At 41.4% G+C, this 24,653-nt stretch carries 21 protein-coding genes; 5 read left to right on the top strand and 16 right to left on the bottom strand.

Annotated features, from left to right (window positions below; genetic code table 11):
- Positions 1 to 41: 41 nt before the first annotated feature.
- A complete protein-coding gene (locus VCA1004_RS12660) occupies positions 42 to 953 on the top strand; it encodes a LysR family transcriptional regulator (protein WP_086980810.1) in 912 nt (303 codons plus the stop codon).
- A 158-nt stretch (positions 954 to 1,111) separates the two neighbouring features.
- On the opposite strand, the gene VCA1004_RS12655 is transcribed toward VCA1004_RS12660, so the two are convergent.
- Complete coding sequence (locus VCA1004_RS12655) at positions 1,112 to 1,852, bottom strand: phosphatase (RefSeq protein ID WP_086980809.1); 741 nt, start codon at positions 1,850 to 1,852, stop codon at positions 1,112 to 1,114.
- A 249-nt stretch (positions 1,853 to 2,101) separates the two neighbouring features.
- Here VCA1004_RS12655 and VCA1004_RS12650 point away from each other — a divergent pair, with 249 nt between their 5' ends.
- Entirely contained in the window at positions 2,102 to 3,223 is a 1,122-nt protein-coding gene (locus VCA1004_RS12650; protein ID WP_086980808.1) for a DUF3541 domain-containing protein, read from the top strand.
- A gap of 68 nt (positions 3,224 to 3,291) precedes the next feature.
- On the opposite strand, the gene VCA1004_RS12645 is transcribed toward VCA1004_RS12650, so the two are convergent.
- The 11 genes from VCA1004_RS12645 to VCA1004_RS12595 all read right to left on the bottom strand — a co-directional run bounded on the left by VCA1004_RS12645 (position 3,292) and on the right by VCA1004_RS12595 (position 11,382).
- Positions 3,292 to 3,606: an AzlD domain-containing protein gene (locus tag VCA1004_RS12645; RefSeq protein WP_086980807.1), complete on the bottom strand. Its 315-nt coding sequence runs from the start codon at positions 3,604 to 3,606 to the stop codon at positions 3,292 to 3,294.
- Positions 3,603 to 4,346: an AzlC family ABC transporter permease gene (locus VCA1004_RS12640; protein ID WP_086980806.1), complete on the bottom strand. Its 744-nt coding sequence runs from the start codon at positions 4,344 to 4,346 to the stop codon at positions 3,603 to 3,605. The genes VCA1004_RS12645 and VCA1004_RS12640 overlap by 4 nt, the downstream gene beginning before the upstream one ends.
- Positions 4,347 to 4,496: 150 nt before the next feature.
- Entirely contained in the window at positions 4,497 to 5,324 is an 828-nt protein-coding gene (locus VCA1004_RS12635) for a tetratricopeptide repeat protein (protein WP_086981374.1), read from the bottom strand.
- Positions 5,325 to 5,452: 128 nt separating this feature from the next.
- Positions 5,453 to 5,971 (bottom strand): NUDIX hydrolase, encoded by a 519-nt coding sequence (locus VCA1004_RS12630; RefSeq protein WP_086980805.1) that lies wholly within the window; start codon positions 5,969 to 5,971, stop codon positions 5,453 to 5,455.
- 16 nt (positions 5,972 to 5,987) lie between these two features.
- The gene (locus VCA1004_RS12625; protein ID WP_086980804.1) at positions 5,988 to 6,695 is read right to left on the bottom strand and encodes a UTRA domain-containing protein; all 708 of its coding nucleotides are present in this window, start codon (positions 6,693 to 6,695) and stop codon (positions 5,988 to 5,990) included.
- Positions 6,696 to 6,791: 96 nt separating this feature from the next.
- Positions 6,792 to 6,953 (bottom strand): YqaE/Pmp3 family membrane protein, encoded by a 162-nt coding sequence (locus VCA1004_RS12620; protein WP_086980803.1) that lies wholly within the window; start codon positions 6,951 to 6,953, stop codon positions 6,792 to 6,794.
- Positions 6,954 to 7,067: 114 nt separating this feature from the next.
- A complete protein-coding gene (locus VCA1004_RS12615) occupies positions 7,068 to 7,466 on the bottom strand; it encodes an OsmC family protein (RefSeq protein WP_086980802.1) in 399 nt (132 codons plus the stop codon).
- Between the two features lie 56 nt (positions 7,467 to 7,522).
- Positions 7,523 to 7,921, bottom strand: coding sequence for a YccF domain-containing protein (locus tag VCA1004_RS12610; RefSeq protein ID WP_086980801.1), 399 nt, complete (start codon positions 7,919 to 7,921; stop codon positions 7,523 to 7,525).
- Positions 7,922 to 8,011: 90 nt separating this feature from the next.
- On the bottom strand, positions 8,012 to 9,379 hold the full coding sequence (locus tag VCA1004_RS12605) for a TrkH family potassium uptake protein (RefSeq protein ID WP_086980800.1): 1,368 nt from the start codon (positions 9,377 to 9,379) through the stop codon (positions 8,012 to 8,014).
- 12 nt (positions 9,380 to 9,391) lie between these two features.
- On the bottom strand, positions 9,392 to 10,054 hold the full coding sequence (locus VCA1004_RS12600; protein ID WP_086980799.1) for a potassium channel family protein: 663 nt from the start codon (positions 10,052 to 10,054) through the stop codon (positions 9,392 to 9,394).
- Between the two features lie 434 nt (positions 10,055 to 10,488).
- Entirely contained in the window at positions 10,489 to 11,382 is an 894-nt protein-coding gene (locus VCA1004_RS12595) for a LysR family transcriptional regulator (protein WP_086980798.1), read from the bottom strand.
- A gap of 311 nt (positions 11,383 to 11,693) precedes the next feature.
- Between VCA1004_RS12595 and VCA1004_RS12590 the strand changes: the two genes are divergently transcribed.
- Positions 11,694 to 12,125, top strand: coding sequence for a PACE efflux transporter (locus tag VCA1004_RS12590; protein WP_086980797.1), 432 nt, complete (start codon positions 11,694 to 11,696; stop codon positions 12,123 to 12,125).
- 46 nt (positions 12,126 to 12,171) lie between these two features.
- On the opposite strand, the gene VCA1004_RS12585 is transcribed toward VCA1004_RS12590, so the two are convergent.
- Together VCA1004_RS12585 and ppsR are read right to left on the bottom strand one after the other, a co-directional pair.
- On the bottom strand, positions 12,172 to 12,930 hold the full coding sequence (locus tag VCA1004_RS12585; protein WP_086980796.1) for a sulfite exporter TauE/SafE family protein: 759 nt from the start codon (positions 12,928 to 12,930) through the stop codon (positions 12,172 to 12,174).
- A gap of 122 nt (positions 12,931 to 13,052) precedes the next feature.
- Entirely contained in the window at positions 13,053 to 13,886 is an 834-nt protein-coding gene (gene ppsR, locus VCA1004_RS12580; protein WP_086980795.1) for a posphoenolpyruvate synthetase regulatory kinase/phosphorylase PpsR, read from the bottom strand.
- A 317-nt stretch (positions 13,887 to 14,203) separates the two neighbouring features.
- Here ppsR and ppsA point away from each other — a divergent pair, with 317 nt between their 5' ends.
- Positions 14,204 to 16,576: a phosphoenolpyruvate synthase gene (gene ppsA, locus VCA1004_RS12575; protein ID WP_086980794.1), complete on the top strand. Its 2,373-nt coding sequence runs from the start codon at positions 14,204 to 14,206 to the stop codon at positions 16,574 to 16,576.
- Positions 16,577 to 16,757: 181 nt separating this feature from the next.
- Here the strand turns inward: ppsA and VCA1004_RS12570 are convergent, their stop codons facing one another.
- Positions 16,758 to 18,494: a sodium:solute symporter family protein gene (locus VCA1004_RS12570; protein ID WP_086980793.1), complete on the bottom strand. Its 1,737-nt coding sequence runs from the start codon at positions 18,492 to 18,494 to the stop codon at positions 16,758 to 16,760.
- An 806-nt stretch (positions 18,495 to 19,300) separates the two neighbouring features.
- Positions 19,301 to 21,505: a 4-alpha-glucanotransferase gene (malQ, locus tag VCA1004_RS12565; protein ID WP_086980792.1), complete on the bottom strand. Its 2,205-nt coding sequence runs from the start codon at positions 21,503 to 21,505 to the stop codon at positions 19,301 to 19,303.
- 378 nt (positions 21,506 to 21,883) lie between these two features.
- Between malQ and malT the strand changes: the two genes are divergently transcribed.
- Positions 21,884 to 24,604 carry an HTH-type transcriptional regulator MalT gene (malT, locus tag VCA1004_RS12560; RefSeq protein WP_086980791.1) on the top strand — a complete coding sequence of 907 codons (2,721 nt, stop codon included), beginning with the start codon at positions 21,884 to 21,886 and terminating at the stop codon, positions 24,602 to 24,604.
- Positions 24,605 to 24,653 lie beyond the last annotated feature (49 nt).

Genomic DNA, 24,653 nt, shown 5'->3' with positions numbered 1-24,653 from the left:
TGAATTAAATTCACAAATTACCGTTAATTTGGAGTGTCCACATGCTCAATTCTCGCCTGATCGCGCTATTACCTGACCTTGCTACGTTTATCTTGGTGGTAAATAAGGGAAGTTTTACTGCCGCAGCCAAAGAGCTTGGCGTAACGCCATCGGCATTGAGTAAATTGATCACTCGCTTAGAAGCCTCTTTGAATGTCAAACTGTTTGAGCGCACTACCCGTACTTTGCAAATTACCCAGTCGGGAGAAAAAATTTATCAACAGTCGATTGCCATGGTGAATGCAGCGCAGCAAGCGGTTGATATCTCCAATGCGGAACACGAAGCGCCTGTAGGCACCATTACCATTGCAGCCCCAAAAGCTTTTCTGAGTATCATGCTACAACCCATCGTCACTCCTTTTTTGCAGCAATACCCAAATATCGAATTAAAGCTTAAAGTCTCTGACGGGGATATTGATATGCTCGAACAAGGCATTGATATTATGTTTCGCTTAACTGATAAGCCGTATGAGAATTTGATTTCAAAAGAGCTCGGAAAGGTCAATTTATCTTTATGTGCCAGCCCTGACTATTTAGCCTTAAAAGGCACGCCGTCTCACCCAACAGAACTGCGAGATCACGACTGTTTATACCTTGGTGAAACCAAAACCGATCATATTTGGGATTTTGTTAAAGGAAATGAAACCCACACCATTCCCGTTTCTGGGCGTTATGCGGTAAACCACTCGCAAATGAGGTTAAATGGCGTAAAAGACGGTTTAGGGATTGGTATTTTCCCTGACTTTGTCATCAAAGAAGCGTTAGCCAATGGCGATGTGATCCAAGTATTAAATGATTGGACCATAAAAGGAAATTATCACGGTGTGATCGCCATGCAATACGCGCCAAGCAAATACATGCCGACGCGTTTAAGAGTGTTCATTGAGTATGCGCTAAAGCATTTGCCGGTATAAGTTTCGAGTTTCGAGTTTCGAGTTTCGAGTTTCGAGTTTCGAGTTTCGAGAAAAAGTAAAACGCTTGATATAAATAACAGCCAACTAAACTTAATTGAGTGGTATTAAATATCAAGCAGTGACCAGCAAGGATAATGAACTAGGGTCTCATCACCTTATCATTCTTTGAATTCAGCAATTGGCGCGCGGCCTCTTAATGCTAAAAATTCCAGAAACTGTTGCGGGGTATGAGTGATCACTTTATCGCTTGGCATAGCCACTTTATCCAGCAGTGCACTGACTTTTTCAAACTTACCTAAATCATGACAAAAGTGGGCATCTGAACCTGTGGTAATAAAACCACCCACGTCTTTGACTACACGAGCGATGGCTTCACAACGTGCTTCGCTGCCAGCGCGACTTCCCCCCTTTAAAGAAGAGTTGTTCAGCTCAATCGCAACATGATGTTGTTTTGCACATAAGGCGACCTTTTCAAAATCAAAATCGTAATTAGGATTACCTAAATGACCTAAAGCATCGACCTTACCACTTTTAATAATATTTAATAATGCTTCAGTATGAGCGCGTTTATCACTTGGACGGAATACCGCCTCATGAAAGCTGGCAATCACCCAATCTAAATATTCGTAAGAACTTGGGTGCAGATCCACCTCGCCTTGTTCATTCATAATATTGGTTTCCACCCCGCGTAACACGGCAACGCCTTCTAAAATCCGTGGGATGACACGTTGATTATTAAAGAACCAATAATGTGGTGCACCAGGCATCGCGGAGGAATGGTCGGTGGTGCAAAACATTGCTAAACCATGTTGCTTCGCTGCTTGAGCATTTTCAATCAAGGTACTGTAAGCATGGCCACTGGCGTAGGTGTGGGTATGAGTATCAACAAGTATCTGCATGTTCCATTCCTCTATAAACTATCGTTGCGCCATTTTATCACTTTTGTTTTATTTCTATATGATAAATAAATGAAAGTACTCATTATTTAAATCGCAGGGTTGCTTGGTTAGCGTATTGTCAAATTTAAGAGTTACTATCAAATAATGAGTGCATCCCCTCCAAACAAGAGTAAGTTATAGAGAGCCATCACGCTCGCTCAATGACCATTAAGCTATCATTTATTTAAGTGGATTAAGAGGGATCTCTCTATGTTAAAGCGTAAACTGAACGCACTGACCATCACGGCGTTATTCTTTGTCTCACAATTAACTTTTGTTACACCCACTTTTGCTGAAACAACGCCTTATTCAACACCATCAACTTTAAGCAATACTCGATATCAACAAGATGCAGAGAGCATCAAACAGACTTTTGAAAGCCAGCTTTATACTTTAAATGCCACCACCGCCGGACATTATGGTTTACGCCTTTTCCGCCAAACCTTAGATCCCAAATACTCTGCGACCATTTGGTCTGACATGGCTCGAGTTGCCAGCACCTTAAATCAAATTGCGACGGAAATACAAACCCCAAAACAAGCAAAAGCTTACGGTGAAAATAGGTTAAAAGCCTATGCCAACACTGAAAAAGTTCGCCGTCAAATGCGTTTTGAAGCGACTAAAGATCACCCAGAGTATTTATTTCTTGGCATTGATTTATTAGGCAGTATGGCTCGCGCCGATGAATATGGTTTAAAACATAAATACGATAAACATTTACGCAATTTAATTCGTCAATTTGATTTCAAAACCTACGCAACAGACCCGGATATGATCAAAGCGTGGGCAGCTCAATTAGCGAATCAAGTTTACTGGTTGCGCCAACTTGGTGAGCAAGATGTTGTCAATGATTTCATTGAAACCTTTAAAAAAACCTACCCTGACAATCAAGATAAGCAATTAACCGACCAGCAATTTGCGAACAAAATCTATGGATTAACTCACATTATTTTTGCGGCGTCTGAATATTATCAGCACCCTGTTGATGCCAAAGAGTTTGCTTGGATTTATGATTATTTTGATAACAATATTGAGCAAATTCTAACTCGAACCAAAGAAGATGTGATTGCAGAAGTGGGCATCAGCTATTTATTAGCACAAAAATATCGCGCGCCAACGTTAGCCGATACACAAGCAACTATTGCCCATGCCATCGACCCCAAAATGAAGATGATTCCATCGACGGACGGTGATTTTGAATTAGCGAGTGGTGAGCATCGAAACGTACTAGCCATTATGTTGCTGCATTGGCAAGGTACTCATGAAGCTCCTACTATCACTGACCAGCCTTCCCTCTTTAAGGACTTACCTTATGGCTTAGTCAAAAAATAACTTTCGCTGCCTCTGAAGTAACCCCATAAACTATGGCTTCATTCGTTATCGTGCTCAATCCAATGGAATTAAGAGAGAAAAGCGTTTAAAGCAAAGAAACAGCCCATACTGATCACAGTCGTTGCAATCACGTTATGGGTTTTCCAAGCAATCACAGCGGCCAAGATGGCAGCGACTAAATAAGGATTTAACCAAGAAATAGCCAATGACTCATCATGAATAAAGACGATTGGGGCCCAAATGGCAGTCAAGACGGCAGGGCTAGAATAACTCAGCAAACGTTGTGCATTATGGTTTAACTTCACCGGTAACCTTGGAGAAAGAAACAAATAACGACTCAAAAACACCACCGCTGTCATCGCTAAAATAGACAATATAATCATGCGCCCTCCTCTGATTTTAATGTTTGAGAAGAGGAGCTATTATCCATTCCTGCTTTTTCACATAAGTAACCCGCCACCATCGCCAATAAACTGGCAATGATCAAACTCCCTTCTATTTGCCAGTAACTGAGTAATACCGACGCCACCAATGCGACCACCACTGCAACTAAAATGGGAATATTTTTAATGGTTGGAATCACAATGGCAATGAACGTCGCCGCGACCGCAAACTCTAACCCCCATTGATCAAGATTTGGGATTTGTCTGCCAGCCACAATACCGACTAAACTGGCTAAATTCCAAACGAGATAAAAACTCAACCCCGCCCCCAGTGCATACCAAGGTTCAAATTCTTTTTTACTTTGATGACCACACACTGCAAATAACTCATCGGTCAGTAAAAACCCGAGAGGTAAACGCCAGCGTAACGGTAATGGGCTGATTTTTTCACGCATCGACACGCTATAAAGAAAATGACGTGAGGTAATAAAAAACGTCGTTAATAGCATGGTCCATAAACCAACCTGCGCATCAAACATCCCGGTTGCAACTAATTGCGCAGCCCCCGCAAATAAAATCGCTGACAAAGCCTGGGCTTCAATTGGGGTTAAACCAATATCAATCGCGTATGAGCCGGCCAATAACCCCCATGGAATAACAGCAAAACTCAAGGGGGAAATGGCTAACATGCCACGCCACAAAAGGTGTGTACGAGATATTGATTGAGAAGAAATATCCATATAATACCACTCAACTACTGATAAGGTTCATGTAATAAACCTCAGCTGCGGATAACTAGAAGTCACTCGATACCGCAGTTGAGGTTAATAAGGTTTCATACCGACAACGGCACAATATGGCTTAACGAAACTTAACTAAAAATCCTCACATTAAGAGAAATCACTATCAATCAGCACCTCAAAACGAGGGTTTCCTCTTAGCATTTCAAAGTCTGTTTCATCGGCGGCGAGCTCTCTTAATGAGGCACTCGATTCAATCGCTAACACTAAATCATTGATTGCTTGTTCTTCTGCACCAAGACGAGAATACGCACAAGCACGTTGGTATAACGCATGCGCATTATTATCATCCACTTCCAATACCCGGTTACAGATACTTAACGCCCAGTGGTATTCTTGGATATCCATCGCCGCATCCGCTTTATGAGTTAACGCTTCAAGATCACCAGGACGTATTTTTAAAATTTCATCATAGGTTTCAATTTTTTGCTCTGGCGTTTGAGCACTTTGCGCCCGCAGCCATAAATTATGCACTTCGTTAATGATTTCAATTTCGCGGTTATTTTCCGTGATAATGCGAGTTTTACGTTTCAAATCACGCTCTAATGCACTGAATTTTTTCTCATAAGACAAGGTGATTTCGTTAAGACGTTTATCCGCCATTTCCTTGGTATTATGTTTGATTTCTTTAAGTGACTGCCAGCCAACTAACGCCACGAGAGAAGCCACACCAGCAATAATGTAGAAGAAATAGGTCACCGTAATATTGGAGTAATTTAAAGATTTATCCGCCACTTCCAACTCTCTGTCCGTAATCTGGATGGTGAGACGACGCTCTAAATCTTGTTGATCTATGCGTAGGGCTTTTAATTCATCGAGAATATATCGCTCCATCAAAGGTCGGTCGAGCATCTGCTGCTCTGAGTATTTCTGAGGCTCCTCCGCTATCGCTTGGCACGACATCAAGGTAACCAGCATTATCCATAACCACTTCATATGTTCGCCCTTTTTTATATTGAACCTCAGGCAATAAACCTTAACATAAATCCAACAGATTGATAGTTGCCCATTTAATGTGTTCGGAAATATTCATCCAATTTTTGAATTCAACATAATTGTTGTGCAATTAATTGCAGTAAAAACGTTTCACGTTCAATTGAGAGCCCTTTTTTAGGACTTTCTTTCATGGTTTTTATATTGTGTTCGATCGCGGTATGAATATTTATCCAAACTGGTTTCATACCATTTTTTATTTCATACGCTTCAAATCGTGTTGGCCCTAATTCACGGTCAACTTGGCAAGTAAAGCAATACGACAACATGTGAATGACATTCGCCTGATCTTTATGCCAAGGACGATATTCTTCATAACATCCAAAAGGTTGAATATCACGAATATGTTGCGCACCGGTTTCTTCTTGTAGCTCACGAATTAAGCCCGCAATGTGATCTTCGCCTTCATCAAGCCCACCACCAGGCAAGCTATAATCATGATAACGCTCGGTGTATAGCAACAAGATATCTTGCCCATGCATCGCAATCGCGCGAGTCGCCAATCGTTGAATAATTTGTTTAGATTCGATGTGCTCAACATCAGGGTGAACATGACAACAGAGTAATTTCATAAAATGCTTTATTCGCTTAATCTTGTTTTAAAGAAACAACAGACTCAATACACATGGCATCATGACGCCAATATTCAAAGGCGCAATCAATCTTTTCAGCTTGTTCATTGAAATGCACACGCTCAATTAAAGTAGAAGGACTCCCTGAGGTTGCACGCAACATTTGAGCCATTTCACCGGATAAAGAAGCCGCAGCCAGTCGGTAATAAACCTGTTGATAGTGTTGCTGATAATACCGTCGATAAAGCTCAGCAAGAGGCACCTCTAAGTTTTGTTTTAACAGTTCAGGAAAGCGATCGGCTCGAACATACTGAACGACATAAGCAACCGGCCTTTTATCTAAATGTAAGACACGCTGAAAACAATACACCTGGCTAAAAGGAGGCAAGTCTAAGAGTGTCGTGGCGGATTTCGTTGCCAACATTGATTTAGCGCTCAATAACTGAGTCGTTGCAACTCGACCTTGAGTTAACGCCATTTTTTCAAAATCAAAACCTTGCTGAGGGTCATAACGCAATGGTTCAGGTGAAATGAACCAACCTCGTCGGTCTTCTCGGTATACAACCCCTTCGGCTTCCAACAAAGAGAGCGCTTCTCTTAATGTCACACGCGTGGTCGCAAATGATTCCGCAAGTATTCGCTCCGAAGGCAATTTTTGACCAGGAAGTAACTGACCAGATTCAATTTGCTCAACAATCGACTCTTTAATTTTTATGTATTGCACAGTCTTCCTTTCAAAACACGTATCACTAAAGTATCTGGTGAAATAAAAACGCCTCACACAGAAGTATGAGGCGTATGAATAAAGTTTGTTGAAACGCTACTTAGTCACTACCCATAAAGCATGAATCATGGCAGGGAAGAAGAATAAGAAACATAAAACAATGTTAATAAGTAAATCTTTACCTACACCGCATTTCAAGAATACTGCTACCGGTGGAAGTAGCACAGCCAATATAATCGCAACCAGTTTGTTGTCCATAAGGGTTTCTCCAATCATCCAATAAAGTATTACTATCAAACATTTAAATAAAGATATCTACTAAAATCAACTCTCCAGCAAAGTTTTTTTCTCTTTCTGAATAAAGTTAACTTTTTATGCAATGCTCCAACTGTGCGTCATGGTTACGCCAGCACCTAACATTAGACAAACTGAGCAATATTTTTCAAGTGATTCTGAGACCGCTTTTTCAATGGCCTTTTCATCAAGCTCTTCACCGGTTAACTCAAAGTGAATATTGATCGCTGTGAATAATTTTGGCGCGGTGTCTCGGCGCTCAGAAGTCAGTTTGGCAACACAAGAGTGCACTTTTTGACCACTAGATTTTAGCCCATCCACCACATCAACAGAGCTGCAGCCACCAGCTGCCATCAATACCATTTCCATCGGACTTGGAGCCGTTTTACCACCATTACCATCCATAATGACAGAATGACCAGATTGAGATTCCCCGATAAATTGAAACCCATCAACCCATTTAACTTGTGCTTGCATATTAACCTCTTAGAGCATGCCGCTGATTAAATACTATCGCTTTTAATAATTGAATATTATGGCTTTTTAATAATAGTTTGACCGATCGGAGCGAGTGATATTAACGCCAATTTGATATGTTGAATACCAAAAGGGATCCCGATAATGGTCACAAAGCAGGCAACAGCAGACGTTAAGTGTCCGATTGCCAACCAAATACCAGCAAAGATAAACCATACGATATTGCCGAGCAATCCTAAAAAGCCGGTTCCAATATCATCTTTAAAGGTTAGCTCATTACGTTTGACCGCTTCTTTACCAAATGGAAAAAACGTAAATTTCCCAATCACAAAACAGGATTTCGCCCATGGAATACAGATGATACTAACGATACAAAGTAGACCCGCTAACCACCAGCATAGCCCCATAATGACGCCACCTAGCAGAAACCATATAATATTACCTATTGTGCGCATTTATTACCTCGTTAATAGCGTTGAGCAATTTTGTTCAACCTTTACCCTTTAACGTTTTATTATCAATGACTTGAATCATATAAAACGCCATTATCCCGTTAAAACGTTATCTTCAGGGTATTTCAATAATGTGGGTTGTGGTTTGGCTAACATATAAGCCAGTGTCAAAGGCCCAATACGCCCAATAATCATCACAACCACCATGATATATTTACCGGGCTCAGATAATTGAGCAGTCAATCCAGCAGAAACGCCCACCGTAGCAAAAGCAGAAATAACTTCAAACATCACTTGGCTAAAGGTTGCTTTTTCCGTCAGCATCAATATAAACATTGAGACGGTTAAAATGATGCCACTGACAACAATAATCGCTAAAGCTCGAGTGACTCTAGGCCAACCTATGGTGCGCCTAAATAAAACCGCATGTTGTTTTTGTCTTAAAAAAGCCCAAGTAGCCACAACGGCCACAACGAATGTAGACACTTTAATCCCCCCCCCGGTAGAGGTGGAACCTGCACCAATAAGCATCAGGACGATCATGATAAGTAATGCTGGCTGAGTAAGGTGTGCAATATCAACGCTATTAAACCCTGCGGTACGTGCCGTAGCTGATTGAAAAAATGCCGCTAACCATTGTCCACCTTCAGATAAATTGGCCATCGTTTCTGGATTATTATGTTCCAATAACCAGAACACCACCGTACCAAAAAGCAGTAACAGTGGTGTCGCCGTTAACATAATTTTGGTATGTAAATTGAAATAACGAAAACCGCGACGCCAATTTGTCGCAACATCCATCACCACAGTGAAACCAATACCACCAATAATAAACAAACCCGCAAGTGGCACCACTACCGCTGGAGCTGCCACATAACCCATCATGCTATCGGAAAAGAGTGAAAACCCTGCGTTATTAAAGGCTGAAACCGCATGAAATAAAGAATAATATAAGCCTTTTGTCCAGCCCAATTCGGGAACCCAAGTAAAAGCCAAAATGATCATGCCAATTAATTCCGCAATACAGGCAAAAATAATGATTCTGGTCACTAATTTTTTCAAATTGACGGTTCTATCTTGTCCTAAAGCCTCTTTTGCTACCGCTTGCTGTTTTAAACTTAAACGAACGCCAAAAAGATACAATAAGACGGCAGACAAGGTCATTTGTCCTAAACCACCAATTTGCATCAATAACATCAGCAATATTTGACCTTCTAAGGTAAAATGTTGCCCTGTATCGACAACCCCTAACCCTGTCACACTAATCGCAGAGGTTGCAGTAAAAAGCGCATCAGAAAAAGACAAACCTGATACCGAAAATACCGGTAAAGTCAATAAGATAGCCGCTGGAATTAAAATGGACATGAAGCTGCCCAAAATGATCTTAGGCTCTGACCATCCTTTCTTCTCACCATCTTGCTTAATCGTAAAGACTGAACCACGCGTTTCTAATAGCTTCATGAGCTCAACCCATTACATTGATTTCATTCTATGGGCCATCGCATCTTGTGGACCAATGATAAAGAGAATATCGCCCATCTCTAATGCGGTGTCATAATCGGGTGAATCCAAAATTTCAGAGCCTCGCTTAATCGCAAGCACTTTCATATCGGGGTCTTTACATAAAGACAAATCGCCCAACTTTTTCCCCATATTTTTCAGCGCAATAACAATTTCGCTGATCGCTAACCCACTACCAATATCGTGAAAGTCAAACACGCGTCTATCTAACATTTTACGAGCCACTCGAACGCCCATATCGCGTTCAGGTAAAATCACATGGTCCGCACCGATTTTTTGTAGAATCTTGGCATGAAATTTATCATTCGCCTTTACCCAGACGTTTTTTGCTCCAAGTTCTTTAATCACAAGAGTCGTCAAAATACTGGCATTGACATCCGAACCAATAGCGACCATCACCATATCGTATTCTTCAAGTTTCAATTCTTTCGCTGTTTCTTCATTAGTGCAATTAGCCACAACCGCATTAATGGCTATATTAGAAACCGCTCGTACCCTTTCTTCATTAATATCAACAGCAAGCACTTCTGCTCCCGCATCGCATAACTCTTCACAAACTGAACGACCAAAACGACCTAAGCCAATTATTGCAAATTGCTTATTAGAAGATTTCATAACAAGATAGCCTTTAAAAAAATAAAATGCCCTAGCACAACCAAATAAACGAAAAGTTCAGCAAACCCTATCAAGTATTTTGTTCAACACCAAATCATTATTAACCAAAAGATAAGAAAATGTAGGGAAAAACCTCTATTTTTAAAATATTTATCACGAAATTGTTATTAAACTTAAGACTGGCTCCCCCATTTGATTAATCCATAGAGCGGGTGAATCTATTGCCTTCATAGTAGAAAATGATTCAGCGCATCACTTCATTCATGATTGGTTGAGAGACTCGTCAAATTAACGATGCTATTCGAGCCTATTTTCAGCAAGAAAAACCATCAATTTACAATGTAAACTCATCAACCCAACCGTTAAAAAATAAAGTAACCAACTGATTTTTAAATATTTTAATGAATAGGCATTATGAGTAACATTGACTAGAATTAGCCTTCTTCTTTCAAGTGAACTTGTTTTATTTTTTCTAATAATGTTCGGCTGGCTTGCCCTAACGGATGCTGTGTAGACCAAATAAGATCAATACCTTGTTGCCAAGCTTGAGATTCAAACCCGAGATCCAAGCGCTTGAGCTGTTTCGAATGTACTAAATCACGCACCATATCTGCTGGTAACGATGCCCACCCCAAGCCACGTTGTAAAAGAGGAATAGTGGAATAAGCGCTTTCCGTTCTCCAAACCAAATCAGATACTCGCCAACGTGCGGTGTCTTTACCATATCGGCCTGATACTAAAAACTGACGTTGTCGCTCTAACATTTGCCAGGTGATTTTGGTTTCTTGCGCTAACACATGCTCCATGCCTGTCACACACCAAAACTCCAGCAACCCTAAGCCATGCACTTCGATTTCACCAGGATAGAGAAACTCTAACTGTTGCATAATGGCTAATTGTGCTCGCCCTTGTCGGATAAATTCCAACACTTCACCTTCATGGACATGTAAAATCTCCACTTCTACGAAAGGATACTCTTTTTCAAAATTGGCGAGGGCTTGTGCCACTGAGTAAGTCATTGCCATCGATTCAACCACCAAGGTTATTTTTTCTTCTAACCCCGTTTGATAACCGTCTGCCGCGGCTAGAAAAATACCGCATTCATTCAATATTCTTCTCGCTTTGACCAGCAACACTTCTCCATGCACAGTTAACTTAGGAGAGCGACTCGTGCGATTAAATAGCATGAGGTTAAGATCCGCTTCTAAATTCGCAACTGCAGTACTCACCACCGATTGTGCTTTGCCTAAATGACGCGCAGCGGCAGAAAACGATCCTTGTTCGGCCGAAGCCACAAAAGCTTGTAATTGTTCAATTGAAAATCGCACGGTTATTCCTTTTTATTGACTCAGGCTGTTGGTTCGCTCTCTAGCTTGTTCTCTCTAACGTGTTCTCTCTGATCTGGTTTTTATCTTCTTTCTTAGTTGCTGTTTATCTTGTGTGTTCTTTTATCCAAGACCTTACTTAGCCTATAAAATCCACCCTTCTATTTAAAACCCACCATCCTATTTAAAATTCATCTTTCCATCTAAAATATAGATAGTTAATAACTACCATATATCCAAATAAACATTAATAATAGCGGGATATGTCTCATATCAGACAATAAACGTCACAATGAAAAAGGTCAGAGAAAGTAATGCGCACTAAATTAGACAGAATCAGACACACAGTAGGCTTTGAATTATTAGGATTAATCATCTTAATCTTTGGTGTGAGCAAACTATTGGATATGGATACCGGCAAAATTGGTGTGCTGGCGGTGCTGTTTTCCATTATCGCAACCGTGTGGAATTATTTTTACAACATCCTGTTTGATAAAGTGATGGTAAAACGCACCGGTCACTTACATAAAAGTGCCAAAGTGCGCGTTCTGCATGCCATCTTATTTGAGTTTGGTTTGCTATTTATCACTATACCGATTATGGCTTGGTGGCTAAACATCACCATGATAGACGCTTTTATTCTTGATTTAGGAATGGTGGTTTTCTATCTGGTTTATGCGTTTGTTTATAACTTAGCCTACGATAAAATTTTCCCAGTACCACACAATAAATCGGCGGCTTGTTAACATCTATAAGCTTGTTAACATCTATAGGCTTGTGAATTTGTATCTATTAAGCGTTAAAAAAGCTCCAAATTAAATTAAATGCTATCAGCGATAATGCCAGTTTAAGCACAACATGGAAGTGCTTATTCGACACTCGATCGAGGACTTTTTTGCCTAGGTAAGTGCCAACAAACCCGACCACAATCATAAGCCCAATCACACCTAACCATTCTTGATAAGCAAACCCCAACAGCCCAAACACGACGGCTTTAATCACATGTTGAATCGACATAAAACAGGCCATCGTTGCGCCAAGCTCTCGCCGATCAGGCAGAATATTCTTTACCGTAGCAATCAAAAATGGTCCGGTCGCGCCCACAAACATAGTAAGAAATGCGGTAAACAGCCCAACTCCGATTAAACCATTACGCCCACGAAAACTAAGATTGATAGGAACCCAACTGCTGATCAAAATGAAGACGGCAAGGATCAGTTCTAAATATCGGGTAGGTAAATTCAACGCCAGGTTACCGCCAATCACAGCCCCAACAACACTACCGACAAAAAACCAACCTAAGAATTGCTTTTGTATATAGCGGCGCATTAATACGGCTCTTCCCGCATTTGAACCAAGTTGCACAATCGCATGAACGGGGATCACCGCAGCGGCCGGCATCATGGTGATCATAAAAGCAATGAGCGTCGCCCCTCCCCCTACGCCAATGATCACATTAAGCATTGAAGTCATACCGCTAAGGCCAATTAATGAGAAGAATTGAACCGTAGTAACGGAATCAGGCTTTAACTGCAACAATAAATCAATCATAACAACGCATCATAGCAACGGAAGACCGGATGAAAAATAGGAGGCGATTATAAACGATTTCAGCATCGAAAATAGGCCATACTGAAGCCTCATTATATACTGGTTATCACTCAAGCCTTTGATTACCACATACTGCGCTTCAGGCCACTAAGTTCAAGCAAGCGCGTCGATATTTCTTCAACCGATAATGTGGTGGTATTTAAATATGGAATGGCTTCTCGGCGAAATAACGATTCCACACGATTGAGCTCTTTTTCGCACTGTTGCTGGCTGGCGTATTCACTATCGGCATATCGCTCATGTCGAATCGCCATAAGCCGCTCGCTATCAATCGTTAAACCAAAGGTCTTAAAGCGATATGGCTCAATTTCTTTGGGTAAGGTTAATTTCGTCATATCATCTTCTATAAATGGGTAATTGACCGCTCGAATACCAAATTGCATCGCCAAATATAAACTGGTCGGGGTCTTACCACAGCGCGATACGCCTAATAAAATAATATCGGCTTGTTCTAAATTAGAGAGCGAGACTCCATCGTCATGTGCCAAGGTGTACTCCACCGCTGCAATTCGGTTTTGATAGCTGGCCAAATCTTTTTCAATACTGTGTGAGCGATGTAATTGCGGGCTAGGTTCTAAGCCTAAGTCACGTTTTAACGGCTCGACTAACGCATTCAATACGTCATATAGCAGCCCTTCTGATTGTTCAATAATGGCTTTAACTTCTGGCAGGACAATAGAAAAAAACACTAAAGGACGTTGTCCGCTTTGTTGATATTTTTGGTCAATCAAGTTTTTGACGTGCTCTGCCCGAGCCTCACTCTCGACAAAAGGTAAAGTTGTTTGTGAGATCTGTAATGGAAACTGACCAAGTACCACATGACCCAGAGTTTCCGATGTGATCGCTGTCCCATCTGACACATAAAAAACATCACGATATTCACTTCCCGATTCCATAACAAACTGATCCTTAAAGTCATTTACGGTTTCTAATGTCGCTCAAATTATTTTTGTAAATTTTTACAACTATAATTTCACAAGAACTTCTAATAAGGTAATAGCAACCGTATCTATTGTGCAGTAGTCATGAGCTTCACTCTAAAAATAACATCAATAATGAGACATCAGGCTACAATTCTTGTGATACCTCAAGTCATTAAAGTCGCAATGAGACGAATCATTACCGCCAACAAACTGCTACTTCAAATACCTAAGGTTAGGCACAATAAGTACAAACGCTTTTAATCCAATACAATAGGTCTAGGAGACAAGCCGTGGTTCAAAATGTGATTTGGTATGATGCTTTATCGATGAATGATGTTGATAAAGTCGGGGGTAAAAACGCCTCTCTTGGTGAGATGGTGGCCAATCTGTCTAACGCTGGGGTGAAAGTCCCAAATGGTTACGCCACAACAGCGTATGCTTTTAATCAATTTTTAGAACACAATCAGCTTAACCAGCGCATTTATGACTTACTTGATCAGCTTGATGTTGATGACGTCAATGCACTGAAAAAAGCCGGTGAAACCATCCGACAATGGGTATTTGACGCCCCTTTCCCTAATGACTTAGAACAAGGCATTCGCGATTACTATCAACAACTCGGTCAAGGCGACGAGCAACTTTCGGTTGCAGTGCGCTCCTCAGCCACCGCTGAAGACTTGCCCGATGCGTCCTTTGCTGGCCAACAAGAAACCTTCTTAAACGTGCGAGGTATTGACGCCGTATTAGAAGCCACTAAGCATGTCTTTGCTTCTCTCTTTAATGACCGAGCCATTTCTTATCGTGTTCACCAAGGCTTTGACCATAAAGGCGTGGCCTTATCAGCTGGGATCCAGCGCATGGTTCGCTCAGATAAAGCCGCTTCTGGCGTGATGTTTACACTGGATACCGAATCAGGGTTTGATCAAGTTGTCTTCATCACCTCTTCTTGGGGACTCGGTGAAATGGTCGTTCAAGGTGCGGTTAACCCCGATGAATTCTACGTTCATAAACCGACGCTACAAGCCGGTCACCCTGCCGTTGTGCGTCGCACCTTTGGTTCAAAACAAATTAAAATGATTTACGCCGATGGTAAAGAAATCGGCACCCAAGTCGAAATTATTGATACCACACCACAAGAACGCAGCCAATACTCTCTAACGGATGATGAAATCCAAGAACTCGCCAAACAAGCCTTAATCATTGAACAGCACTATGGTCGCCCTATGGATATTGAATGGGCCAAAGATGGTTTAACAGGCGAACTACTGATTGTCCAAGCTCGCCCAGAGACGGTACGCTCTCGTGATGATCAACAGGTTATGGAACGCTTCCAATTAAATGGACAAAGCCCAAGCCTGATTGAAGGTCGTGCGATTGGTCAACGAATTGGCTCAGGCGTCGTGCGTGTAGTGAAAAGCCTAGATGAAATGGATCAAGTACAAGCTGGTGATGTACTAGTCGCCGACATGACTGACCCTGATTGGGAACCGGTGATGAAAAAGGCCGCAGCCATCGTCACTAATCGTGGTGGCCGTACTTGTCATGCAGCCATTATTGCTCGTGAACTGGGGATCCCTGCGGTTGTTGGATGTGGTGATGCCACCCGCCAACTTAAAGACGGCCAAAAAGTGACAGTATCTTGTGCGCAAGGTGAAACTGGCTACGTTTTTGAAGGCGAACTGGATTTTGAAATTAAACGTTCTTCGGTCAACGACCTGCCAGACTTACCTTTGAAAGTAATGATGAATGTTGGCAACCCTGATCGCGCCTTTGATTTTGCCTGTATTCCCAACGAAGGAGTGGGGCTTGCACGTTTAGAGTTTATCATCAACAAAATGATTGGCATTCACCCCAAAGCCTTACTCAACTATGATGAGCAGCCTGCTGAACTTCAAGCTGAAATTGATAAACGCATTGTTGGTTATCCTAGCCCAGTTGAATTTTATATTGAAAAACTGACCGAAGGTATTTCTACCTTAGCTGCTGCATTTTGGCCCAAACGTGTGATTGTGCGCATGTCAGATTTTAAATCCAATGAATATCGTAACTTGCTGGGCGGTCTTCATTTCGAACCAACCGAAGAAAACCCGATGTTAGGTTTCCGTGGTGCCTCTCGTTATATTTCGCCCAAATTCCAAGATTGTTTCGAATTAGAATGTGAAGCCATTAAACGGGTACGCAATAAAATGGGCTTAAGAAACGTCGAAATTATGATCCCATTTGTGCGAACCACCAATGAAGCAGCTTCAGTGATCGACCTCCTTGCCAAGTTCGATTTGCGCCGCAGTGAACATGGCCTAAAAGTCATCATGATGTGTGAATTACCATCCAATGCCATTTTAGCCGAAGATTTCTTGAAGTACTTTGATGGCTTCTCCATTGGTTCAAATGACATGACCCAATTAACACTGGGCTTGGATCGCGATTCTGGTGAAATTGCTCATATGTTTGATGAACGTAACGCTGCCGTCAAAGCTATGCTCGCGATGGCGATAAAAGCGGCCAATAAGGCTGGGAAATACGTCGGGATTTGTGGTCAAGGGCCATCCGATCATGATGACCTCGCCCAATGGCTAATGGAACAAGGTATTGATTCAGTATCACTCAATCCTGATACCGTTCTCGAAACCTGGTTACATTTAGGTAAAAAAGTGTCGGCTTAACTCTTTTATAGAAAAGATCAGCATACCTTTTATTGAAATAAAACGCTTGAAACGGACTGAATTGACCGCTTCAAGCGTTTTTCTATCTGCCTTATTTATCATACCAATCGGACTCATTATCTGAGTATTTAATTAATGTGATTGGTATAACATGACTTATGGCGTTGTATTTTTTAAATGTTTATTTTGTTTCAGCACTTTTTTTCAATAAATAGCCCATTAATAATATCGAAGCAGCACAAGCAAAGAATAAACCTCGTCCCCATAGTGGGTTAGGAATAAGCACCATACCAAATAAACCAATGCCCATTATGACCACTAAATTACCTAATTTTTGACGCTGCATTTTATCAACAACATCTTGTCCTTCTTCTGAAATACATTCAATTTCGAACTCTTTAAAGAACTCTTCTTGTATTTCTTTGCATGGATTTTTCTCTTCTTTATAAAATAACGTTGTCATCCAGAAGAAACCTGCGGTAAAGATCAAGTGCGCAGCAATCGTGATGGTGGTTCTCAATTCAGACACTTCACGACCCGTTAAATTGTCAATACCAAACCAACTTGCTACCCATTGAGGGGTAAATAATTCAATGGTCAAATAAGAAATAAATGCACCAAATACAACCGTAGCCCATGGAGCCCATTTTGGTGTTTTACGAATAAAAATACCAAAACATAAAGGAACTAAAATAGGACTTTGTAATAGCGTCGTCACTTGCATCATTAAATCAAATAAGCTGATTTCTTTGAGTGAAGTAAAGAATTGCGCCACTAAAATCACTAATAAGCCATTGATGACACAAGCAACTTGGCCTGCACGTAATTGTTCACGGTCGCTCGCATTACCTTTACGAACAATATTGGCGTAAAAACTACGAACAAAAATACCTGAGTTACGATTTAATGCTGAATCCATCGAAGACATCGTGGCCGCAAATAACCCCGCCATAAGCAAGCCTACCGTTCCTAGTGGCATCGCTTCACGAGCAAATACAAGATACACGGCATCACGCGCTTTATTTCCTAAGTTAGGATATTGCGATGCAGCATCTGGGTATAATATTGCGGACGCCCATGGTGGAATAAACCAAATAACGGCACCAATTAACATCATCAAACCTGCAAATAACGCCGCTTTACTGGCATTTTTAGAGTCTTTCGCATTTAAAAAACGATAAGAATCTTGCATGTTATTAATGCTTTGGAACTGTTTCACCACAAAGAATAAGAATGAACATACGATCAATAATGGGTAGTTCATATCCGGCCCAATAAAGAAATCAGACGGGAATTTGGTGATGATCTCAGTTGGTCCACCGACCATAAAAATCGCCACTACCGCACATGCAATCGAAATCACAGCAATAACTAATGCTTGGATAAAATCGGAAGCCACTACCCCCCAAGCACCACTTAGTAATGAAATGATCAATACGGCTAAGCCTGTCACCCAAATGGTCAACACGATATCGGCATTAAACACGGCCGAGGCAAACACACTAAGACCATTTAGCCACACACCACCACTGATAATACTTAACGGAATAATTACCCAAGTAAAGAATTGTTCGTTGGTAGGGTCAAAACGACGACGAATGGCTTCTGTTGGTGTATCCACTCGCATTTGGCGAAAGCGTTTTGCAAAATATAAATAACTCACAAAATACGCCAGTGTATTAGCAATAAATAAACCAATAACAGCAAAGCCGTCAGTAAAAGCTTTACCAGCTGCACCGGTAAATGTCCAAGCCGAGAATTGGGTCATAAACGCGGTAGCCCCAACCATCCACCACAACATTTTACCACCACCACGAAAATAATCGCTGGTGCTGTTACTCGCCATTTTTTTAAATATCACACTGATGAGGATCATCAGGATGAAATATCCAACAATCACAAGGTAATCATAATTCATAGTTGCCTTCTTAATTTAAGCTCTGTTGTTATCAAAAGTTTTAGAAAGTGTTACCAAAGAGCAATATTCGGCGCTTATTCGTATGATTAATTTTTCCGGTAATATATCTTTTTTAAACAAAATAAATATGACAAAGCTCTCATTTTTATGTACTTAAATGAATACCAAGCGAAATAAATTGATAATTAAATAATACAAATTTGACTAAAGTCATTTTTATAAAAAATCTATATTGTCATACAATTTATTTATTTCACCACCTAGATTGATGTGTTAACAAATTCATTGATTGCTTTAATCTATTTATTCTCTCTTTGTAAGTGAGTTATATTTAACCTTTCTGAGTAAATGCCCTTCTATTGGTGATTTAATTTTGTACAAAAAATCATCCAAGAAGGTCGTCACTCAACGACGAATTATCGCTCAACAGAAAATAACCGAAAAAATATCACGAGCAGCAACAATAGAATGGCGAGATAGAGCATCATGGCATCATGGCTTAGGGATAACTCGATAGGGATAAGGCTATTCACACGTCCATTTAGCCTATTTTAGATAAAAAAAACCGAGCACTTCCTGGCCGGGAAGTTGCTCGGATAGGTAAAGGATTAATACAACGCTATGTCCTAGTCGATGTATTAAGTGCATCAGATGATGCGACCTAACAATGAATTTTTATAACACTTTTGGAATCTTGATAACTCTTTAGAGCCTTGATAACAGATTGATTTTAAAGAAACCATTTCAAAATCAAGTGCGAAAACAAGGCTGCATCACGCGTCAAGCTCTTGTACTAGTCGTCAAAGCTAAAGACGACGAGCCGCAGTTAACTTCGCTTCTAGCTGCAAGATATCTTCTCGTGCAAACATTTCTTCTAAAGTAGACAACAATTTTCGTCTCCAGTTCGGATATTCATCCATTGTGCCGGGAATATTAACTGGCGTGTCCATTTCTAGCCAATCTTCCAATTGTAAGCTCAACAGCGCACTAGAACCGGTTGCCATATGAATTTGCATCGCTTCACTTAACGCTTGGTTAATCATGATCTCACCTGCCTCATTCCTTTCGAGTTCTGGCAACTGATTATGCTGAGCTAATGTTTCAATAATATGTTTTCTTCGTGACTCTCGATCTTGCATTAAGACCTCAAGTTGCGCTTCATCGGGATACAGACCAATTTCTTTTCCTAAGGTTAAATCGGCACTGTTCCAAAACCCTCTCAATGTTGGCATATCATGAGTACAGAGCGCGGTCATCGACTGCTTCTTATAACTTTTCGGTGCAATGTATTGACCATCTTGTTCGGTTTCAAAAAAGAACACCTTATAAGAATGAATGCCCGCATCGTTCAGTTTCTCAACAATTTCTTCAGGAACCGTCCCTAAATCTTCTCCGATCACAGCACATTGATGTCGGTGACTTTCTAATGCCAAAATCGACATTAACTCATCCACGGGATAGTAAATATACGCCCCATCTTTGGCAGTTTTCCCTTTCGGAATCCACCATAATCTTAATAAGCCCAATACGTGGTCAATACGTAACGCGCCGCAATGACGCATGTTGGCACGCAATAAATCGATAAAGGGTTGATAGGCACGTTTGGTCAATTCATAAGGATTGAGCGGCGGCAGCCCCCAGTTTTGCCCTAAAGGACCAAAAATATCCGGTGGCGCACCAATACTGACATCTTGACATAGTGCCCCTCGGTCAGCCCAAGTTTCCGCACCGGAATCGCACACCCCAACCGCTAAATCACGGTACAAACCTAAGGCCATACCTTTTTGTTCTGCTAAGGCTTGCACTTGGGTTAATTGTTGATCCGCTAGCCATTGTAAGTACATAAACAATTGAACTTTCTGCGTATTTTTCTTGATGTAACTTTGAACCTCTGGCGAGTCAAAATGTTGTAATCCTGACTCAAATACAGGCCAACCCCACATGGATTGGTCTTGCGCTTTTAAATCTTGGTGTAATGCATCAAATGCCGCTTGGTGCAATAAGCTTTCACCACCTTGTTCAACAAATTGCGCAAATTGCTTAGCTCGATCGGTATCATGACTGATTTCTTGATCTATAAAAGTCGTAAACAGGTGTGGCAATATCGCCATTTTAAGCGCCGAAACTTCGGTATAATCGACCCATTGTTTTTGTCTATTGTCAGCCAAACGCTGTTGAAATGCCGCCTCATTTACTATGGTTTGTGCGGTCTCACAATGGGCAAATTCTGGCACAGCTTCCACATCGATATACATGATGTTTAGCCAGCAGCGTGATGAAGGGCTGTATGGACTGGCCCCTTCTGGATTAGCCGGAAATAAAGAGTGAATCGGGTTAAGCCCGACGAAATCACCACCACCTTCGGCAATCTTATGCACTAAATATTTTAAATCAGAGAAATCACCAATGCCCCAGTTCGTCTTTGAAGTGACAGAATACAACTGAATACTTGGTCCCCATAACCTCTCTTCATTCATCAACTTGGGCTGCTTATAACAGGAAGTTGGGGTAATGATTAAGCGCATGGTAAAGGGTTTATTGCGACGCTTACGGAACAAAGTCACTTGGTGATAGCCTAGCGGTAAATCATTCGCAAGACGGAAAACCAAAAACCCTTTTTGTGCTCGTTCATCTTCTACAATTTGGGATTCAAGATAGCCTTCAAAACGCTCGCCTTGTTCAGTGTCAAGTTGCCATGAGAACTCGCTAATTCGCGCAGCAGGGCTAATATGCAGCTTAATTAATACCTCTTTACCAGCATGCACCACTTGAACCGGTGCCAATACATCCACTTTATGGCGTAATTCCGCTTGAGCCAGTAACTCAGCATCGGACACAGCAGTGTCATAACCTAAAGCTTGTAATAATTCTTCAATAATATGTTCACTCACGTACGCAGGTTCGCCCCACGCACTGATATAACGATCAACGATACCTTCACGGCTTGCGACTTGCTTTAACACCGAGGAATGGCTATTTAAATCTGTTGTTGCTCGCGTTGCATGTTCCATAACCTTCCATACTCCATAACACGTTGCTGATAGGCTTTTAATCAATGATATCGGTTGATCACAATACTGCCGCGCTCCTTCTATAATCACATCCTCCTTTATTTCGCAGGATAAGGAGTAGAGGAAGGGCGTAGGCGGTCAAAAAGCCCAACAAAATGAGATCTAGAGCAGCATTTACAATATAAACCGGAGTAAGATCACACACGTTTTCAAGAGGCGTGGTATTTTAAAAACCAATAACAGCTCGTCATTTCTAAAAAAAACATCTAAAAGTATGAGCTTGATAACAAAATAAAGTCGTTTTTATTTTGGCTAAAACATCTAATTATTCGAGTTAATTTACATTTAACAATTTATTAATCAGAGACTTACGCTGCCATGTGGATACCATCCAAACTCAATCGCCCCGCTCGTCTGCACAACGCCATTTTACGCTCACGTTTACTCGACGCTCTTACTCATGCCCCCTATTACAAGTTGGTTTTATTTCGCTCTCCAGCAGGCTATGGCAAAACCACTCTGGCAGCACAATGGCTAAATAATCATCCGAATTTAGGCTGGTTTAACATTGATGAAAACGATAATGATTCTTTTCGTTTTGCCAATTACTTCTTACAAGCATTCAATAAAGCCACAAATAACACTTGCCCCAATACTCAGGCATTAGCAGAGAGCCGGCAATTTGCTAATTTAACCAGTTTATTCAGTGAGTTATTTGGAGAGTTTGGCTTCAATGACACTCAAACCTACTTGGTGCTAGACGATTACCACCTGATCACCAACGATGAAATCCACGATGGCCTGCGCTTCTTCCTCAAACACATGCCTGATAACATTACCTTGGTGATCACTAGCCGCACTCATCCTCCTCTGAATACCGCCAATTTACGTGTGCGTGATTTATTGATTGAGGTGGATAACAATTTATTGGCGTTTGACCAAGAGGAAACCGAACGATTCTTCCATAAACGTATCGCTGACCGTCAATATGCCAGTAGCATCTTAGAATCGTTACGCACTCAAGTAGAAGGTTGGGCCTCTGCTTTACAACTTATCGCTCTTCATGCTCAACAATTCCCTGGGGCGCTTGAGCAATCGGCCAGTTCCATTTCTCATTTCAATCAAGATCACATCTGGGATTATTTAGCCGAAGAAGTGTTTGATCAGCTCACCCCAGATTTACAAACCTTTTTATTGCAATGCTCGGTACTCGATATGTTTAACGCTGAGTTAATTGCAGAATTGACGGGGCGAGACGATGCTCTGGCTATGCTAGATTCATTAAATCGCTTTGGCTTGTTTTTGCATCCAATGGAAGGGGAAGATAACTGGTTTCGTTTTCATCACCTGTTTGCCGATTTCTTGCGCCATCGTCGTTACAGTCAAATACCAGAACAAAGGGCAAAGCTGCACTATAACGCTGCCAAAGCCTGGCTAAAACAACCAAGACCAGAAACCGCATTGATGCATGCTCGAAAAAGTAATGACCAGCAACTGATCAGCGAGATTCTTTCACAGCACGGCTGGCATATGTTTAATAATGGTGAATTGCAAGAGCTCGAAAGTACCATCAATGCGCTGGATCCAGATGTGTTATTTACTTCCCCTCGCCTTTGCTTATTACGCGCATGGTTAGCACAAAGCCAACACCGTTATAACCAAGTTTCAGATTTAATTATCGAAGCTGAAGAAAAGCTATCTCAACATAATATTGAGCTCACCGATGCCCAAATTGGTGAGTTTAAAGCGCTTTCTGCTCAAGTTGCGATTAACCAAAATAACCCAGCCTTGGCACTGGAAACAGCCGAATTTGCCTTGCAACAATTACCAGTATCGAGCTTTCGCAGTCGCATTGTGGCAACCTCAGTGATTGGTGAGGTCTATCATGTGATCGGTGAATTGGATAAAGCCTTAGAAACCATGCAACAAACTGAAGTGATGGCTCGCGAAGATGGCGTTTATCATCAAGCGTTATGGGCGATGTTACAACAAAGTGAGATTCAGTTGGCTAGAGGCTATGGACAAGCGGCTTTTGAACTGGTCAATAAAGCCGAACAATTTAGTAAAGACAATCACTTACAGCAAGTCCCTTTACATGAGTTTATGTTGCGAATTAAAGCACAAATTTTATGGTGTTGGCATCGTTTAGATGAGGCGGAACAATGTGCTCATCAAGGGTTAGAGGTACTTGCTCCTTTCAAAACATCACGTTCGTTACACTGTTATTCGATGTTATCGCGTATTGCGCTCGCTCGTGGTGAACTGGATAAAGCCGCCCGTTATCTAGACACTTGTAACCAACTCAAAGCCAATAATCACTATCATATTGATTGGCGGGCTAATGCCGATTTCTCAAACCTTCTTTATTGGCAAGTCACTGGCGATAATGAGGCGGTTAAAACATGGCTACACGATTGTGAGGAGCCTCGCTCTGCGGTAAACCATTTCCAACAGTTACAATGGCGAAATATTGCTCGTGCAGCGCTGCAAGTTGATGATCTTGACCGAGCTGAACAGGTACTTAACTTCATTCAAGCGCAAACCCAACAGTTACACTTAGTCGCAGACAGAAACCGTAATTTAGTGCTAGAAGCCGTCCTAGCGGTTAAGAAAAAAGATCACTCTCAAGCGTTATTGCACCTTAAAGAAGCTCTCATCTTAACCAATAGTACCGGAATGATTGGTAACTTCCTGTGCAACAGTGAAATCATAGCCCCATTATTGCAAAGCTTATTACGGAACAAACAGTTAGCCGAATTAGAAAGCCATCGCGCTCAACATTTATTGCAATTGATGTCCAACAAAGAACGTGCCCGTTCGGTGCATTTTGATGAAGATTTTGTGGCAAAGCTTTTATCACTTCCTGAACTTCCAGAGTTGATTCGAACCAGCCCGCTGACCCAACGAGAATGGCAAGTACTTGGTTTAATTTATTCAGGGTTAAGCAATGATCAGATTGCCGCTGAATTTGATGTCGCCCCGACCACCATCAAAACTCATATACGCAATCTCTACCAAAAAATGGGCTTAGATAATCGTCAACATGCTATCAAAACCGCAGAACACTTAATTCAATTGATGGGATTACAAGCACATTAATCTTTTTCGCTCCCATCAACCACTCAATGCATGGGAGCGAGTATCCTCG

The organism is Vibrio aphrogenes (assembly GCF_002157735.2).
Classification (GTDB): Bacteria; Pseudomonadota; Gammaproteobacteria; order Enterobacterales; family Vibrionaceae; genus Vibrio; species Vibrio aphrogenes.
The sequence above is the reverse complement of the archived record's forward strand: the minus strand, read 5'-3'. Positions and strand labels throughout refer to the sequence as shown.